The sequence below is a fragment of the Thermodesulfobacteriota bacterium genome, assembly GCA_036397855.1.
GTDB lineage: Bacteria > Desulfobacterota_D > UBA1144 > Nemesobacterales > CSP1-2 > DASWID01.
Genome location: DASWID010000105.1, coordinates 26,107 through 44,021, shown reverse-complemented (window position 1 = coordinate 44,021; position 17,915 = coordinate 26,107). Strand labels below are relative to the sequence as shown.

14 protein-coding genes and 1 tRNA gene are annotated in these 17,915 nt (G+C 41.3%); 6 read left to right on the top strand and 9 right to left on the bottom strand.

Annotation, left to right across the window (positions count from 1 at the left end; translation table 11 throughout):
• The 4 genes from VGA95_08305 to VGA95_08290 all read left to right on the top strand — a co-directional run.
• Positions 1–1,395, top strand: a 1,395-nt coding sequence (locus tag VGA95_08305; GenBank protein ID HEX9666540.1) for an aldehyde dehydrogenase family protein, incomplete at its 5' end; no start/stop codon positions are given.
• 100 nt (positions 1,396–1,495) lie between these two features.
• Entirely contained in the window at positions 1,496–3,133 is a 1,638-nt protein-coding gene (locus VGA95_08300) for a methylmalonyl-CoA mutase family protein (protein ID HEX9666539.1), read from the top strand.
• Positions 3,134–3,283: 150 nt separating this feature from the next.
• Positions 3,284–3,694 carry a cobalamin B12-binding domain-containing protein gene (locus tag VGA95_08295; protein ID HEX9666538.1) on the top strand — a complete coding sequence of 137 codons (411 nt, stop codon included), beginning with the start codon at positions 3,284–3,286 and terminating at the stop codon, positions 3,692–3,694.
• 20 nt (positions 3,695–3,714) lie between these two features.
• Positions 3,715–4,353: a hypothetical protein gene (locus tag VGA95_08290; GenBank protein ID HEX9666537.1), complete on the top strand. Its 639-nt coding sequence runs from the start codon at positions 3,715–3,717 to the stop codon at positions 4,351–4,353.
• 179 nt (positions 4,354–4,532) lie between these two features.
• Here the strand turns inward: VGA95_08290 and VGA95_08285 are convergent, their stop codons facing one another.
• Positions 4,533–4,712 (bottom strand): hypothetical protein, encoded by a 180-nt coding sequence (locus VGA95_08285; GenBank protein ID HEX9666536.1) that lies wholly within the window; start codon positions 4,710–4,712, stop codon positions 4,533–4,535.
• A gap of 1,053 nt (positions 4,713–5,765) precedes the next feature.
• Between VGA95_08285 and VGA95_08280 the strand changes: the two genes are divergently transcribed.
• Positions 5,766–7,634 carry a VacB/RNase II family 3'-5' exoribonuclease gene (locus VGA95_08280; GenBank protein HEX9666535.1) on the top strand — a complete coding sequence of 623 codons (1,869 nt, stop codon included), beginning with the start codon at positions 5,766–5,768 and terminating at the stop codon, positions 7,632–7,634.
• 6 nt (positions 7,635–7,640) lie between these two features.
• Here the strand turns inward: VGA95_08280 and VGA95_08275 are convergent, their stop codons facing one another.
• The 5 genes from VGA95_08275 to VGA95_08255 form a co-directional block, all read right to left on the bottom strand.
• Positions 7,641–8,192, bottom strand: a complete 552-nt coding sequence (locus tag VGA95_08275) for a carboxypeptidase-like regulatory domain-containing protein (GenBank protein HEX9666534.1) — start codon at positions 8,190–8,192, stop codon at positions 7,641–7,643.
• 27 nt (positions 8,193–8,219) lie between these two features.
• The gene (locus VGA95_08270; protein HEX9666533.1) at positions 8,220–8,924 is read right to left on the bottom strand and encodes a hypothetical protein; all 705 of its coding nucleotides are present in this window, start codon (positions 8,922–8,924) and stop codon (positions 8,220–8,222) included.
• 30 nt (positions 8,925–8,954) lie between these two features.
• Positions 8,955–9,539, bottom strand: a complete 585-nt coding sequence (locus VGA95_08265; GenBank protein ID HEX9666532.1) for a hypothetical protein — start codon at positions 9,537–9,539, stop codon at positions 8,955–8,957.
• Between the two features lie 125 nt (positions 9,540–9,664).
• On the bottom strand, positions 9,665–10,303 hold the full coding sequence (locus tag VGA95_08260; GenBank protein ID HEX9666531.1) for a bifunctional 4-hydroxy-2-oxoglutarate aldolase/2-dehydro-3-deoxy-phosphogluconate aldolase: 639 nt from the start codon (positions 10,301–10,303) through the stop codon (positions 9,665–9,667).
• Positions 10,304–10,326: 23 nt separating this feature from the next.
• Positions 10,327–10,415 (bottom strand) — tRNA-Ser (locus tag VGA95_08255).
• 297 nt (positions 10,416–10,712) lie between these two features.
• Between VGA95_08255 and VGA95_08250 the strand changes: the two genes are divergently transcribed.
• Positions 10,713–13,289: a helicase C-terminal domain-containing protein gene (locus VGA95_08250; GenBank protein ID HEX9666530.1), complete on the top strand. Its 2,577-nt coding sequence runs from the start codon at positions 10,713–10,715 to the stop codon at positions 13,287–13,289.
• Positions 13,290–13,471: 182 nt separating this feature from the next.
• On the opposite strand, the gene VGA95_08245 is transcribed toward VGA95_08250, so the two are convergent.
• The 3 genes from VGA95_08245 to VGA95_08235 all read right to left on the bottom strand — a co-directional run bounded on the left by VGA95_08245 (position 13,472) and on the right by VGA95_08235 (position 17,854).
• On the bottom strand, positions 13,472–15,637 hold the full coding sequence (locus VGA95_08245) for a nitrite/sulfite reductase (protein HEX9666529.1): 2,166 nt from the start codon (positions 15,635–15,637) through the stop codon (positions 13,472–13,474).
• Positions 15,638–15,834: 197 nt separating this feature from the next.
• On the bottom strand, positions 15,835–17,160 hold the full coding sequence (locus tag VGA95_08240; protein ID HEX9666528.1) for a M28 family metallopeptidase: 1,326 nt from the start codon (positions 17,158–17,160) through the stop codon (positions 15,835–15,837).
• 67 nt (positions 17,161–17,227) lie between these two features.
• Positions 17,228–17,854: a class I SAM-dependent methyltransferase gene (locus tag VGA95_08235; GenBank protein ID HEX9666527.1), complete on the bottom strand. Its 627-nt coding sequence runs from the start codon at positions 17,852–17,854 to the stop codon at positions 17,228–17,230.
• Positions 17,855–17,915: the final 61 nt, after the last annotated feature.

Sequence of the window (17,915 nt, the reverse complement as noted above, 5' to 3'; positions counted from 1 at the left end):
AGCCAGAAAAAACGTGAGGTGAAAAGCCCCTATCATGGCGAAGTGGTAGGAATTACAAATATCCCCGAACCAAAGGACTCAAAAAAGGCGCTGGACGGGGCTCAAACGGCATTTGACAAATTCAAGAATAGCCCTAGTTATTTAAGAAGCAACATACTGAAAAGGATTGTGGATGGTATTGAGAAAAGAAAGGATGAGTTCGCCAGGGCATTAGTTGAGGAAGGAGGCAAGCCCTTAAAAACAGCCAGGGTTGAGGTTGGTCGTGCAATGACAACCTTTTCAGTTGCTGCTGAAGAAGCCAATAGGTTTTCCGAGGGTAATCTAATACCAATCGACATCGTTCCTGGAAATGAAGAGATGTATGGTTTAACGCGTAGATTTCCGCTTGGGGTTGTCATGGGTATTTCTCCCTTTAATTTCCCCCTCAACCTGGTGGCTCATAAGGTTGCTCCTTCAATCGCGTCGGGAAATGCCATGATACTGAAGCCAGCTTCGCAAACCCCTCTATCTGCTCTCATGCTAGGTGAAGTCGTTATGGAAGCGGGGCTGCCCGAAGGATTACTGAATATACTTACCCTGCCCGGATCTCAAATCGAACCGGTGATGGAAGATGAAAGGATAAAGAAGATTTCCTTTACCGGGAGCGATGAGATCGGCTGGGAGCTCATGAAAAAATTCCCTAAGAAAAAGGTTACGCTTGAGCTGGGGGGAAATGCGGCCACTATCATAGATGAAGACCCCCCAGACTTAGATTTCGCTGCAAGCCGGAATGCATGGGGGGCATTTTATCAAGCTGGACAGAGCTGTATATCGGTTCAAAGGATGTATGTGCATGATAAAATTTTTGATCGATTTCTCGATAAGTTTATATCTGCTACTAAAGCGCTTAAACTCGGTGACCCTATGCTCGAAGATACCGATGTGGGGCCAGTCATTGACACGGATTCTGCTGAAAGAATAATGAAATGGATTGATGAGGCTGTGGAAAGCGGAGCGAAGCTTCTCACTGGAGCACACAGGGATGGTAGTTTGATTGAACCTACTGTCCTAACTGACGTCCCCGCTACCTGTAATCTGAGCTGCAACGAGGTATTTGGTCCTGTGGTCCATGTAGAGAGATATAAAGATTTTGATGAGGTCCTGGGTTGGGTAAACAATTCAAGGTATGGCCTTCAAGCGGGGGTGTTTACTAAGGATATGAAAAAGATGTTTAAAGCGTTTAATGCGCTAAGAGTTGGCGGGGTTATTATAAATGACTACCCAAGTTTCAGGGTTGAAAACATGCCTTATGGAGGTGTAAAGGATTCTGGCGTGGGGAGAGAAGGTTTACGGTATGCGATCGAAGAGATGACAGAATTGAAACTCATGGTTGTAAATTTGAAAAACTACTCGTGAAATTAAAGTCTTAGCCGATTATTGTGGGAATCTGATTTTAATCAAACTATTTTTTATCTGAGGGTAACAAGTGCCAAACTATAACGAGGAACATCACAAAATGAAAGAGGGGAAGCAGACCTGGGAAAAGAATTATCAAAAAAATGCTAAAAGGAGTGCCGATTTTACTACAATCTCGGGAATGGACGTGCCTCCAGTTGCTACGCCTCTGGATCTTGATGGATTTGATTATCTGGATGATCTTGGATATCCAGGCTCTTATCCCTTTACCAGGGGTATTTACGACAGCATGTATCAGGGAAGGCTCTGGACGATGCGGCAATTTGCTGGTTTTGGATCTCCAGAAGATACCAACAAAAGGTTTAAGTTTCTATTGAAGCATGGTCAAACTGGACTCAGTACTGCCTTTGATATGCCGACTCTTATGGGTTACGACAGTGATCATACAAGGGCAACCGGTGAGGTGGGAAGAGAAGGTGTTTCAGTATCGTCGCTTGCAGATATGGAAGCTTTATTCGACGGTATAAGGCTGGATAAGGTATCAACCTCAATGACCATAAACTGTACGGCCGGTATAATTCTAGCGATGTATCTCGTTGTTGCGGAGAAACAGGGTGTTAAATGGGATAAGTTGGATGGCACAATTCAGAATGATATGCTAAAGGAGTTCATTGCACAGCGAGAGTGGATATGTCCGCCAAGGCCTTCTGTAAAAATCGTAGTCGATATAATTGAGTTTTGTTCCAGGTATGCTCCTAAATGGCATCCAGTTTCTATTTCCGGTTACCATATCCGTGAGGCGGGCTCGACGGCTGTGCAGGAACTTGCTTTTACGCTTGCTGATGGGATTGGGTATGTCAGGGAATGCATCGAGCGTGGTCTTCAAGTTGACCAGTTTGCTCATCAGCTATCTTTCTTTTTCAACGTGCATAATGATTTTCTTGAAGAGATTGCTAAATTTCGCGCGGCACGAAGGCTTTGGGCCTATATCATGAGAGAGCGATTCGGAGCGAAAAATCCAAAATCTTGGATGCTAAGAACTCACGCGCAGACTGCTGGATGCAGTCTTACGGCTCAACAGCCTTTGAACAACATCGTGAGGGTTTCGATACAAGCCTTGGCAGCGGTACTTGGCGGAACGCAGTCCTTACATACCAATTCCATGGACGAGACACTCGCGCTGCCAACCGAAGAAGCAGTAACGGTTGCTCTTAGAACCCAGCAGATAATCGCCGAAGAAAGCGGAGTTGTAAATTCAATCGATCCGCTCGGTGGGAGCTATGTCATTGAATCTCTTACTAACCGGATGGAGAAGATGTCTCTCGAGTACATCCGAAAGATAGATGAACTAGGCGGAATTATCGAGGCTGTCGATAACGGATTTCCTCAAAGAGAGATTGCTGATGCATCGTATAAATACCAAAAGCAGCTCGATGGTGGTCAAAAGGTTATAGTTGGCGTAAACAAGTATAAAGTTGATGACGAAACCACCTTCCCAACGCTGAACATCGATGACCAGGTTGAAAATGAGCAGAGGAAAAGGCTTACTGCAATTAAGGGATATAGAAACAACAGAGCTGTGAGAAAACATCTTAAAGCGATAAGCAGGGCGGCTAAAAAGGGAGAGAACTTGATGCCTCTTATAGTACAAGCTGTTAGAGAATACGCGACTGTGGGTGAAATTAGTGATGTCTTCAGGGATGCATATGGCGTTTATAGAGATCCGGGGTATTTTTAATTACAGGATACAGGATACAAGAAGAAGATAATCATGGATCGTGCATCGTGCATCATGTATCATGCATCTTGCATCGTGTATCATGCATCGTGCATCATTTTTATGTAAATTGGTGTTCATTCTTCGTCGAAGAGCAGTGAGGAAACAGTTATGGGAGACGAGAGAAGGATAAGAATCTTAATTGGGAAGGCGGGGTTGGATGGGCATGATAGGGGTGCAAAAATAGTCGCGAGGGCTCTGAGAGATGCTGGATTTGAAGTAATCTACACGGGGCTCCACCATACGCCTGAAATGATTGTGGAGACCGCAATTCAGGAAGATGTCGATGTAATAGGATTAAGTATTCTTTCAGGAGCGCATAATTATTTGTTTCCCGAGGTAACTAGGTTGTTAAAAGAAAAGGGAGCCGATGATATAGCGGTATTTGGTGGTGGTATTATACCCAAAGGAGATATACCCGGACTTATTAAACACGGTGTAAGGGCAATATTCGAACCGGGCACACCAACTGGTAAAATAATTGATTGGGTAAGAAAAAACGTAAAACCTAGGAATCCATAAATGCGATCAATTTTTTGGATATGAAATGCTTAATTTGTGAAAAGAGAAAGGGGAAAAGGCATTGTCCTGCGAAGAATGGGTACATATGCCCGGTATGTTGTGGAGAGAAGAGAGGCATTGAGATTAATTGTCCACTCGACTGTCGACATTATTCAGGGGGCCAGAAATATCAACAGGACAAGGTTTCTAGGCAAAGGCTGAGAAAAGAAGGTGTTGGTTCATTTATCAGGCGAGCGGAGCTGTATAACACCAATCCTAGGATCTTTAGCGATATAGAAATTGCTTTTGTTAGAGTTTTCCGTTCTAACAATAGAATTAGAAACATTGATTTAGCTCAAGGTCTTGAGCTAGTTCTTAAAACGCTTGATACGGAGAAGAGGGGTTTACTTTATAATCACAGATCAGAAAATGTTTTTGCAAATGAGGTATCGGATGTTGTAATCAATATCATCAGGGAATATAAAGATAATGTACAGTTAAGCAAGTCTAGAGTTTCCATTGACTATGGAAGAGAAATTGTACAAGAATTTCTTAAAGAAGTTGAATTCTTTATACATAATGAGGCAAACCCGAGGAGCTATTTTATTAATATTCTCAGGCTTCATCCTCAAAGAATTGAAACTTCACACAGTGCCGGCAAGATAATTCTCGCATCATAGGACTATCGCATCTCTAAACAAAGCACTGATTTTCATAGGAATTGAACTAGTTCCTGGGGATTTAAATCGAATCTTTGCTACGCCATTCTTATAATAGATTTTCATTCGTGATGGGCGTATTTAAGAGAAGATTTGTCTTATAAATCAATCGTAATTTAAGGGTTGGAAGAGATTGATACTTAAGCCTTATCCCCACCGGCTGCGGCTATACCGATAATTGCTGATATTACTAAAACAACTGCGCCGATTTTTACATATAGATTCCAGTTGATTGACATGCCAACATATAAAGCATAACCAATTATGGCGAGTAGTATAATACTTATGATTGTACTCCCGATTATGTTTGTTTTCAGCATGCAATATCCTCCAACCGGTTTTGACAGTAGGAACTTGTCAGCGGGGAATACTATCTGAGAAATTAGCAAAATTCAAATCTATGATAATGACACTCGCTGCAGGAAGCGGCGGGGTATCAATACCTAAACGATCAGCCTCTCATGTCATAGCAATGACATATACCCTGCCGTCATTGCTGTAGATGTTAGATATTTCGTGGACAAAATTCTTACAATTTCATGAATAGAGTTATTTGCATTAATCCTTTTCAGAATTGAAAGGCCTTGAACGGCCTTCCAAAAATTGCGTTAAGTGGGTGAATGTCATAGTCAGTCATGCTGAACTTGTTTCAGCATCTCTTGTTTCCACTAGATCCTGAAATAAATTCAGGATGAGCGGGTTGTGGTCGAATTAAATTTTTTAGTCGGTCTGTCATCCCCGAAATCAGTAGTCGGGGATCCAGAGGTAAAAGCATGGATTCCCGCTAACAATCCGCGGGAATGACAACAAGGGGGGCGGCCTAGTCCTGAGCGACGTCGAAGGATTGCTTCTTTGTACCTGTGCTGAACCATGTCCTGACGATAGGTCAGGATCTATTCAGCATCAAGACAAAGAAGTTCTAAAGGAACATTAAGATAAGTGAAGCTAATACTATTTAGGATTCTGTCGTCGAAATATCTGGTTTTTACAGCGATGAAATGCAGTTATCTCATGATACATGTAATTTCTTTTCAGTGACATGAGTTTAAACATTAAATTAATACTTTAAGTCTTTAATGTTTCTTCCGCTTAATATTACCAAAAGCGATTGACAAAGTAATTTGGCCATTTATCATTCATTTAACTATAACTCGTATATAGACGTTTATGGATTAACGATTTTGCCTTATGGCAGATAATAAAATAGCCGAGAATGCCAGTGAGAAGAGTCTTCGCTAAGGTTTCATAAAAGTAGAGAATTGGTTATTTCCCAAGTCTTGATAAAATAAAGAAATATTGAAGATAAACTATATCTCATTAAATATTAAAATCCTATGATTAAGCTACCGGGACCACGAGAGATAGAGAAATTTATGAAGAGGCCGTCATATAGGCCTTCAAGGGCACGAGAAATTTCAAAACGGCTTCGTGTAGAAAAAGAAGGTAGGAGGGCGTTCAAGAACGTACTGCGGAAAATGGTAAACGAGGGAAAGATCTTAAGAATAAGAGGGGGCAGATATGCACTTTCAGAAGGTTTCACCACTAGTGGAAAGGAGAAAACAGCGATTTCTCCTGTAAGGGTTCGAAATCAAGGGAAAATCATTGGAAAGTTCATAAGAACAGGAAAAACGGGAATTATATTGGCCAGAAATACAAACGGTTCGAGGATTGCGGTTAGGCTAGGTGATGCAAAAGGGATAAGGAGTGGTAGTTTGGTTATAGCTGAACTTCGGGGAGCAAGAGTTGAGGAAAATATTCCAAAAATTAACATTGTTGAAGTATTAGGAAAAGCCGGGAAGCTTGATGTTGAGTACAAAGGGCTATCGGCAGATTATAATCTTCCAAACGGTTTTTCAAGGGAAGCGTTGCGCGAGTCTGAAGAAATTCCTTCTGAAGTTAGTCCTGACTATTTGAGGGGAAGGGTAGATTTGAGGGGCTGCTGCATCTTTACAATTGATAATGACACTGCAAAGGATTTCGATGACGCGGTTGGCATTTCACGCGTTAGCAATGGGTATAAACTCTGGGTATCCATAGCGGATGTTACTAATTACGTAAGACTTGGAAGCGGCGTTGACAATGATGCTCTACAGAGAGGAACTAGCATTTATATGCCGCACATGGTCATCCCGATGCTCCCTGAAAAACTTTCTAACGAATTGTGCAGTCTTGTTCCCCACGAAGACAGACTTGCTAAGACCGTAGAGATGCATTTCAACGACGGTGGTGACATAACGGATTACAAGATCTACAAGAGTGTAATACGAAGTCATGCAAGGCTAAACTACTCGTTTGCTTCGGATTTGCTAAACAAACGGTCGGCTGAGAAAGCTGTAAGAAAAGAGATAGTTCAAAGTCTCCAATCAATGAAAGAGCTTTACGAAAGAGTTAGGGAAAGGCGAATTTCAAATGGGGAGCTTAACTTCGATATACCTGAACCCGAGCTTATACGAGACGAGCTTGGAAGAACCGTTGATGTAGTAAAGCTTACAAGGAACATTGCGCATGGAATAATCGAGGAGTTCATGATAGCTGCTAACACTAGTGTGGCTATGCACATATTCAACTCGAAAACCCCCTCTATTTATCGTATACATGATATTCCTGATATTATGTCTTTGAAGGAGCTTGCTGATGACCTGAAAAAACTCGGCTATTCCCTTCGAATCAACGGGAACATTAAGGCTAAAGATATTCAAAGGGTAATTTTGGAGTCTAAAGGGAGACCTGAGGAGATTGCAGTAAATATGCTGATCCTGAGGTCTTTAAAACGAGCATTATATTCTACAGCTACCAGAGGTCATTTTGGTCTCGCACTCAGGCATTATACACACTTTACATCTCCGATAAGGCGCTATCCTGATTTGGTAGTTCATAGGCTTATCGATTGTATTCTCAGTGGAAGGAGAATTCCATATACACCTGAGTCTCTGGAGTGGATTTCAAATCACTGTTCGATGCGGGAGAGATATGCTGATGAACTTGAGAGGGAGGCTATAAAGCTTGAGAGCGCAAACATGATGAAAACGCACGTTGGAAAAGAGTTCGAAGGTGTTGTAGTGAGTGTTCTTCCGTTTGGGATTTTTGTCGAGCTTAAGGAAGTTTTCGTTGAGGGGTTCGTGCCCAGAGAAAAAATTAAGAGTCATAAGAGAAGATGGTATGAAATAGGTCAAAGTGTGAAGGTTAAGGTTGATGACGCTGATGTGGAGAGAAGGAGGATCACGCTAGATCTGGTTGACTAGCAATGTTCAATCATTTGTGATGATATTTATCCCTCCGGTAGTTTGTCCGTTAATTACTATAATCTCCACGGAATCCTCGAGATCATCATCAGAGGATTCTTCGGTCCCATTAAAATACTCGTCAGGAAAGGAAATCAACGGAGAGTTTTGTTTTACAAAATCACTATATCTAAAATCTTGAAACACAAGCGATCGTCCGTCTAATTTTTCAATGAGTATTCTGTAGTTCCCGGATGGCACGCCGTCTATCCGGAATTCTCCATCTCGAAGAGTTAAGTTTGGACCGATGCCTGAAAAGGCCGAAATCTGAATGTTTGTGTTGTCTACTTTCACAGCCCTCACATGCACCCCATTTAGCGGAGATCCACGGGAAGAAGTTACGGTTCCTTGTATGGCACCATTTAATAAAGGTTCTGTCAGATTCATATCAGGGCCTGGATTTGATCCATCTCCACCGCTTTCTTCACCTCCACCATCGCATGACCCAGAAAGTGTAAAAATTATTGCAAGGAACAATAATGGAATCATCGCAAATCTGACATTTGTTCTGAATAACAACTTAAATAACCTCCATTGATATCTTAATCAGTTGGAATGGTATCTTACCGATATTCCAACCTCATCATCAAGTTCCAAGGTCCTTCCAAGTGCATCATTAGTCGGTATGTTAAACGGAAACATCGTTGGAATTGCTTCGGGATCGATCGGTTCGAGCCCATGAGTAAAATTATCACTGTTAATTCCACCTATTGGTATATGGGCCAATCCCCAACCATGGCCCATCTCGTGGATTGATGTTGAAAGCAGGTCCGATGACGAACTGCTTTGTAAACTACCGTTTAAAACTAAAAGCACATTTTGTATTTCACCGTTTGCTACGTTGCTTGTGACAGAACTTACTCCCAGAGTCGAGCTGGGAGAGAACCCCAGATCAGCTAGGATTTCACCTGTTTCATCAAAGATTACATCAATATTACCGTCATTAGTAGATATAAGAGATTCATAATTTTCGACCGTAATGTCTTCGGACACAGTGGAAAAATTTCCACAGAGGCTAACCGCGGTTGGTACGTTGTTCCAGGTCTCACATGCCTCTTCTACAATTTCTCTTCCATCTCCTCCTCCCAAGGTGCCAGGATCTAGTCTTAAATTTACTGTTGTGCCTCCCCATTTAAGGAATACGAAATTACCCGACGAATTTCGGTTATTCAGTATATGGTAACCAAATACAATGCATGGCACAAAAAACACGGCTATAAGAGACGCTGTTACTATTCTTAGTTTAGTCATAGAGGCTCTTTTTCAATGCTTTCAGGTTGGTCAATCAATTGCCTTCTTGAGACTATAATTGAAGTCTTCCAATAAGACTCCATTTTCATAGGGTGAAGATATGGATTTATCTGTATTTCTCTTATAAATTTGAATACCAGTGGTCGGCGTTGTTATTAATTTATTACCAGTGTCTAAGTCGGTTTGAATCCTAAGCACGCCGTTTTGAATGCTGCTTAGCGTTTGATAGCCAGATTTATTTTTTGGGCCGAGGAAGAGCATTACTTCTTCATTCTCAGAGAATTCAGGCATATCGGGTACAGACTGTACTGTGTCCCCGACGCGGCCACCTAAAAATCTTAGGGCTAAATTTTCCTCTGTACTATCTCCTTTAACAGTATCCTGTAACTGAAATGTTACATATGTAAATATTAAAGACCCCTGTTCATTCCACCTTGATTCAGTTGAAATGCATTTTGCTACCACTATGTTATTTGAACTCCTTGCTATATCCAAAGTGGTCTCCTCGAGTTCACGGGTCGCGTATGATTTTGAGCAGTTTATAAAGAAGGTCCCAAGGAATATGATTAAGATACAGGGTATTGCGTAAGTTATCTTTCTATAACTGAGTATCATTGTTTGAATTGGTTCTCCTCTGAGCTGATATTATATCCTATAATTCTGCGCATTTCCTGATTTTATGAGCTCCTATTCGATTGTTCGATGATGATGCCGATATTTCGCCAGTAATGGCACCTTTGCTACTTAATTGTTTTGAAATCTTCTATTAATCCTATAGGATATTTCGTAATTTCCAAATCAATAATAGGAGCTACAGCGTAGGCTCCTTCCCTTAGATACCGGCTCGCCTCTGATGGATTCATCTTATCGGTTGGTATGAATCTTAACTTTGGAAATATTTCCCTGAGGAATACGAACCAGCTCACGCCGCCCATTTTATTACATGGGAAAATACTGATTGTTCTTGCTCCAAATTCATTGGCCGCGGCTAACTCACTTGGTGTGAGACATCCTATAGAATTAAACACAGTTTCTCTATTACATCTTCTTATTATTCCTCTGTCACAATGGGTGGAGAAGATAAACGATGCGCCCGCATTAATAGCAATCCTGGCCTCCTTCTTCGATGAGACACAAAACACTCCAAACCTTCTTTGCCCATGTTTCTTTAGAGATTTGAGGTGGTCCTTCAGTCCGGGTGTTTTCATATCTATCCCTATAAGGTTAAAGCCCTTCTCGCTGGCATAAGAGGACGATTCAATGAATGCATCTAAATTGTTACCTTTAAACAAGAGAAAGGTTTTTTCCTTTTCGATGTACTCCATCGTTTGAGAATAAATGACCCTGTTTGAAGGGAGGTCGAATCTCTTTTTTTGCATTTCTAATCTCAAACTGCTTTAAACGGAGGGGGTGGGATTTGAACCCACGAGAGCCCACAAAGGCTCTACCGGTTTTCGAGACCGGCGCCTTCGTCCACTCGGCCACCCCTCCATCGTGCACAGTGATAAACTACCCTTTTTTACCTGCGTTTTCCATAGAGAAAGATAAGAGCATTCTCCAGAAGGTTTGAAGATCCGTTTTCTGTCACACCCGAAGTCTTAGATCGGGTATCGATACGATTCCGAGATAAGCCGTTCTGGCGTAATTTTCAAATCGAAATTACTCGGGTAGCCGACCAGTCCCTTCGACTTAACTCAGGCCAGGCTTGCTGGTTGGTTAATCGCCTGTCACGAGCAAGACTCGTGACCTAACCGTTAGCGATGTTGGAAAACCCAGTCTATTTTTGTGATGTCAAACGCTAGGAATCTAATAATTGTATTTTTTGGAAAAACTCTCAGTTGTGTTAATTTTCTTGCTGTGAAATTAGATATCTTTTCAAAAAAGGCTAAGAAGGAATTTGCAAAGGTCATTAAAGAAGCAGATGGAAATGAGGTGTTTTTTGTTGGCTCCTTTGGGGATGGAGACGTCATAGAAAATGTGAGAGTGATCGCGCGTGGGAATAATTATTCTGTTCCCGCAGTAGTCGATTCTGCTAAATCTGGTGAAGTCGTAATCCACAATCATCCTTCTGGAAATTTAACTCCTTCAGATCAAGATATACAAATGGCCTCTGTTTTCGGAAACCATGGTGTCGGGTTCTATATAGCTAATAACGATGCCTCGAGGGTTTATGTCATTGTTGAACGTTTCAAGGAAGTCGAGATAAAGCACCTAGAGACTGAGGGTATCCAACAACTCCTAATGCCGAAGGGTAAAGTTGCCGAGAGCTTAGGTTCTAATTATGAGATGCGTGAAGAACAAATAAGGATGCTCGGCGCGGTCTCAAGTGCGTTTAATGAGAACCTCGTATCAATAATCGAAGCCGGTACGGGAACAGGCAAAACGCTTTCTTATCTGATACCTTCTGTCTATTGGTCTCTTCTGAATGGCGAGAGGGTTGTCATCTCCACCAATACTATTAACCTTCAAGAGCAGCTTTCACAGAAAGACATCCCACTCGTTCACAGTAGTCTAAATGAGGATTTTAAACATTCTCTTGTAAAAGGTATGGGTAATTACCTGTGCCTTCTGAGGGCTGAAACTGTTGGAGAGGGACTATTCGAATTTGCTGAAGATGAAGAAATCAAGATCCTTAGCGATATCCTTGATTGGTCAAGGGTTACAAAGGACGGTTCTTTATCGGATTTAAATTTTACCCCCCCTGAGGGTATTTGGGACAAGGTCTCTGCAGAGAGTGATAGCTGTTTACGTGTGAGGTGTCCTCACTACTCGAATTGCTTTTTCTATAAGGCGAGGAGGGATGTTGCATCGTCTCACATTATAGTTGCTAATCATCACCTTGTTTTTTCCGATTTAGCAATAAAAGGAGCAAGCGAGGAGAATGACGCTGGAATCCTACCCCCCTATAAAAATATTGTATTTGATGAAGCCCATCATATTGTAGATGCCGCTACGTCGCATTTTGGAATGAGGGCAACAAAATTTGGGATTATAAGAGCGTTGAGAAGGTTAAAGAGAAAAGGAAGTAGCGGTGAGATAAAGGGATTGATCTTCTACACTGCTAATCTTACAACAAGGCTCAGGAAATATTTTAAAAAAGGAATACTTAACAAGGTGCTTAGAAGAATAGAAGAAAGACTTTCGCCACAGGTCGATATGGTCGAAGAACATGTATTAAATACCTTTGATGAGCTTTATTATTTTTCACTTCAGATAGTTGAGGCAAAAGAAGGTTCCAAAAATGAGATTAATTTAAGAATTACAGAAGATATATTTGAGACAGCGGGATGGGAAGAAATTCATAAGAAATTTTCTATTCTGAGTATAAAGCTTCGTGAATTATTCGATGAGATAAGGAACTTTATAGATGTTCTCATGGAGTTTGAGGCCGAAACTGATGTCGCAAAGATTCTTGTAGAATTTAAAGGTGTCGGCAATAAAGTCAATTACTTCTCCCAAGTCATCGATTCATTCCTGAATCGAGAGGATGATGGTTATATAAGATGGGTTGAGGGTAGGGTGGGAAAAGGGGGAATACTTTCTGGTATCGGTCTCTCCCCACTTGATATTTCGCCACATTTAAGGGAAAGGCTATATTCGAGCTGTAATACGATAGTGATGACTTCTGCTACGATGGCTGTCGGAGGCAATTTTAATTTTCTAAAATCGGGCATTGGTTTAACTGATAACAACAGGGTAAAAGAGCATATATTGCCTTCGTCATTTGATTATGAACAACAGGTTCTGCTCGCGATACCCAATGATATGCCGGCGCCAACGGATATTCAACACTCTTTAAAGGTCTCGCCCGTGATTTTCGACGCTGTTAAAGCATCTGGTGGGGATGCCCTTATTCTCTTCACATCATATTCTCTTCTTGAATTGGTTTATAAGGAAATAAGTAAACGACTTGAGAGTCTTGGGCTAGTTCCATTAAAGCAGGGCAGTCTTCCGCGGGCTAGACTTCTCGATAATTTTAGAAAAGAAGTTAATTCTGTTCTTTTTGCAACCGATAGTTTTTGGGAGGGAGTAGATGTCCCAGGAGAAGCTCTAAGGTTGGTTATTATTACCAGGCTCCCATTCAGGGTTCCCACGGATCCGATTATAGAAGCTCGAGTTGAACATATGGAAAGACAGGGAATAGATCCGTTTTTAGAATACACCGTCCCGGTCGCAGTTTTAAAATTCAAACAGGGTTTTGGGAGACTCATAAGATCTCGTACGGACAAGGGTGCTGTGCTTGTTTTAGATAAGAGAATTATTAGCAAGTTCTATGGTAGATACTTTTTGGAATCTTTGCCAGAATGTAGTAAAATCATCGGGAAAACTGATGATGTATTGGAAAAGCTAGAATCGTTTTTCTGATGTAGGCTCCCTGGCAATCTGATACGGTGTGTCATTCTGAGCGAAGCGAAGAATCTCATCAGGCGATTGCTTTGTCCCCTTCGCACTAGCTCAGGATTGCTCGCAACCGTATATTTTAATACCATACCCCAGCAGCTTTCCGCAGGGTTATTCATTTATTTTTTTATCGGGTTTTGAACCTGCTAGTTTTTTGTAGCCTGAGTAAGATTCATCTGGATTTGTTGGCACTCTGAATGCATATCATCTGCTATAGCTAACAGCTCTTCGGCGATTTCCTTTGTAGGTTCCATGCTGATTTTTTCCTTTAGGCGCACAGCAATGTCAATCCATTTATTATCTGCTTCTCCTGTGCGCACAAGCATGTTCTCAAACTCCCATATTGTTTGCTCATCGGTAAATGGGTCGACCAATTTCGTGTACAAGGGCACATGAGCAGTCGCTGAACATGCCTGGTATGATTCTATTATTGATGATTTTAATTCGCCGTGGTGTAAAAAGGCGCGCGCCTTCTCTAGATGTTTTTCAGCATCTTTGAAGGTTGGGATCTTTTCCTCAACAGTCGCGCCGGCGCACTCCCCTTTAACTCCTTGTTGAATTTCGAACTTTTCTTCCTCATGTCCCCAATCCTGATAGAACGAGGGGTCTTCTTCAAAAGATGGAATAGATGTAAATTCATCAAGCTCCACTTTTATCCGATCAGCGCCTAATCTTTGCATAACAAGGTCAAAGTGCTCGTCACCCTGTTTTTGGTGTTTGTATAGCTCAAGCAGTTTCTTGACAACCTTTGGGGCATTTCGAGTAGGAATCTTTTTAATTGGCATGGCAAGCCGAGTATCATCCCCTATAAGTGAGCCTCCTACAAAAACCATTTCTGCGGGAACTGTCCTACCATCATGATTTATCGACGCGCCCTGAAAACCAATATTTGCGGAGACATGCTGTGCACAGGCGTTTGGGCATCCAGATATTTTAATCTTCAAGTCCTTCGCCATCTCCTTATATTCCGAAAGACCATTTGCCATTCCGTTGCTTAGCCTTCCAGCCAATCCTTTGGCTGATGTGATACCCAATCTGCACGTGTCTGCGCCTGGGCAAGCAGTTATATCCTCAAAGGTATCGGCTCCCAGATAGGTTAAATCTGCCTCCCTGAGGGCAGCATAAAGCGACGGCAGGCAATCCTCTGGTACCCAGCGTAAGACAAAGTTTTGCTGAATCGTAATACGAATTTCCCCGCCGGAGAATATCTCGGTTATGTCTGCCAACGTTCGCGCTCTCTCCGATTCTATATCCCCGACCTTGATTCTTACGTGCACCATCCTATATCCATCTTCCCTATGGGGTACTACGCAAGATTCTTTCCATTTTATATAACCTGGGTCGCTTTCGATTCCCTCCGGTGCCGGAGGTATGTCCTTGAATCTTTCCGGGGCTTTTTCATGTTCATCAATTTTTTTGAGATAATCATTCCATGATTGATCTACTTTCAGTTGAGCTCTTTCTTCTTCAACACGCTTTCGAAACTCCTCAAATCCCAGCTTCCTTACGAGAAACTTCATTCGGGCTTTCATGCGGACCTTTCTTTCTCCATAACGGTCAAAGATCCGTATGATAGAGGCAGAGAGCGGGAGCATTTCTTCGACCGGTATGAAGTCACTCCACAGATATCCAAGGGATGGCGACGCTCCTAAACCGCCCCCAACATAAAGCTGAAATCCTCTCTTTAAGTCCCCGTCAATTTCTTTTACTCTGGCACGAAATCCGAGGTCATGAATTCTGACACCGGCATGGTCTTTATCGGAACAACCCTCGAAGGCTACCTTAAATTTGCGTCCCATATTCTGACAGATGGGATTTCTCAACATGAATTGGACAAAGGCGTCCGTATAAGGTGTAACATCAAATGTCTCTGTTCTTGAAATACCCGATTGATGACATGCAGTAACATTTCTTACGGTATTTCCACAGGCCTCACGGGTTGTAATACCGGCGTCAGCAAGCTCCCTCATCATATTTGGAACTGTGGGGAGTTTTACGTAATAAATCTGCACATCCTGCCTGGTGGTTAGATGCATGAACCCGCTGGCGTATTTTTCGGTCACGTCTGCCAATCTTCTAAGTTGATGAGAAGTAAGCCCCCCATACGGTATCTTGATTCTCTGCATTTGGACGCCATTCTGCCTTTGAGCATAGGTTCCCATTTGCAGACGAATCTTTTGAAATTTAATCTCGCCAATCATGCCAGCTTGATATTCACGAACCTTCTTCTCGAGATAATCAAGCTCTTCTCTTATTAATGACGGTAGGTCCCGAATTATTTCTTTAATTGTTTTTTTTGTTGATTCCTGCATCTCTTGGATAACCTCAAGGATTCATTACATTATTATAACATTATAACATTTTGTCTCATATCCTAACTCTTGATATTGACAGATGCGTTTAATGACCCATCGGGTTACGATTTTAACTTAATATTCCCACCATAGTCAAGTTAAATAGTTTTAACTAGAGAATTCCCTATAGATTGCTAAAGGGTTATTCGTCTTTTCTATAATGACGCATCGATCCTTCTTATATAATTAGTTATCCATCCAACCACCTTATCGTAAAGCTTCCACTGTATATTACTACCGTCGTCGAGTTTGGTATGATAAAAATCGTTTAGGCATGCAGTGGAAGCTGAAAAAATATTATTCTTCAGGAAAACTTCAACATCTGAAGGGAATCCCCTCGATCCCAGAATACGAGCAATCAGGTTAAAAATGCCAAAATGGACGCGATTAAAATGTAAGAACGGTTCCGGCTTTAAGTAATTGTAAAGAAAGAAGTTGTTAAAGAATTTGAGAGTAGTTGGCAAGGACATCTCAAAATTGAAATAAAACTTGTAGTTCTGAGCCAGATTTTGGATTTCTCTATTTGACATGTGGTAAAGCGAACCTAGTAATCCCAGCTCTTCAGCATCCCAGAATATTGCCCTTATTTGGTGTTTAGGAGCACTATTTTTGTGTTTATATAATTCCTCTAGAACAGAAAATAGAGTTTGAACTGATCCACAATTATCTTGGGCGCCAATGTCCCAGCTATCATAATGCGCCCCTAACACGATAATTTTGTCGGGTGCTTTATCGTTATATTTTCTGCCTATATCTACTATTATATTTGCTCCTGTCAGCGTTTCCTGTCTGAAACTGTAGTTTATCATCACTTCATTCATCTTGTGTCTAGAGATTTCATTCCACTGGTTACGTAATATTCCTGTAACAGGGATATGACAATGCTCGAAATTTTGTATATCAGGAAATTCTTTACATGCGAAGCCTGCGTACGGGTAGCCAATACCAGTTTTTTCTAAATTTCCCTGAGCTACTAGTAATACACCGGCTGCTCCCGCCTTTAGTGCCGAGCGAACTTGCTCGGTACGATGTGGAGAAATTTTCGCCAGATCGAATACAACTATTTTATCTTTTGCTTTTCTCCTTTCGAAAATGTTCAGTCTCTTTTTCACGTACAACAACTTTTTCGGTTGTGTACTCAGATCTTCGCCCGAATGCCCCTCCTTATAACCTGTGTTATCATAGAGATGCACTTCCGACATTCCTTGATTGTCGAAAATGATCTTAGCCTTTTCCTGGACTGGCTCAACTGAATCAAACTCAAACTTTTCGAAATAGATATGTACATTTCTTGACAGAATAGTTGAAGAATCAATTGCACTACAAATAACCTCACATGCCTTCCTCCCGTTTTCACTTCCTGCCCGTTTGGAATGATCATGATTTTCATCTTCTATTTCAACAAGCCTTTTAAATAAAGAACATTTTTCAGGAACGATACCTACACCGATGCTTCCATACTTATTTGGATGATTAGTCATATTGCTACTTACCGTTTTTAGAATGCAAATTGAAGAAGTATTATTAATCTATAATTCTGTTTTGGATTTATCGAACCTTTTTGAATAAATCTCCTTCCTTTACCCAACTGATTGGAAAATATTTAATTGACAAAGGTATCTTTTTTAAGTGGATAAAACCGTTGTCGATAAAAGATTTTATATTTACGTTGTGTTCATACGGCGTAAAGCCCATGGTTAAACCGACAAGCCTGCCCCAAAAGTTATTCTTAACAGGCGAATTGAAAAATAGGCCATTGACCCTGAGATACCTGCATAGATTTTTAACTGTAAGGTCCGGATCGACATGTTCCAATAATCCACCAGCTACAATCAGGTCATATTCATCACCTTCAATTTCTGGTATTGGATATCTTGCATCCGAGAAAATTGTTTTAACCGAGTTTGTTAACGATCGGCTTTTCAAGTTAGATTTTAATCTCCTGACCATGTTTTCATTTATGTCAATGGCTGTTATACGAGAGTTTGGAATTCTCTTCAAGATTGCGAGGGTGTAGAGTCCTGTCCCTGCACCAACATCTAATAACTTAATAGTTTGATTGTCATCAAACGAAATTTGCCCTACAAAATAATCCACGGCTCTTTTGTAACTATTCATGTACAAAAATAGGTCATAAAATCTCGCAATGTTTGAATAAAGAAGTTGGTGATACATAATTAAAATTCGAAGCATCAATCGAGGTTGACCGCTTTCTTAGGGCTATCAGGATTGAATA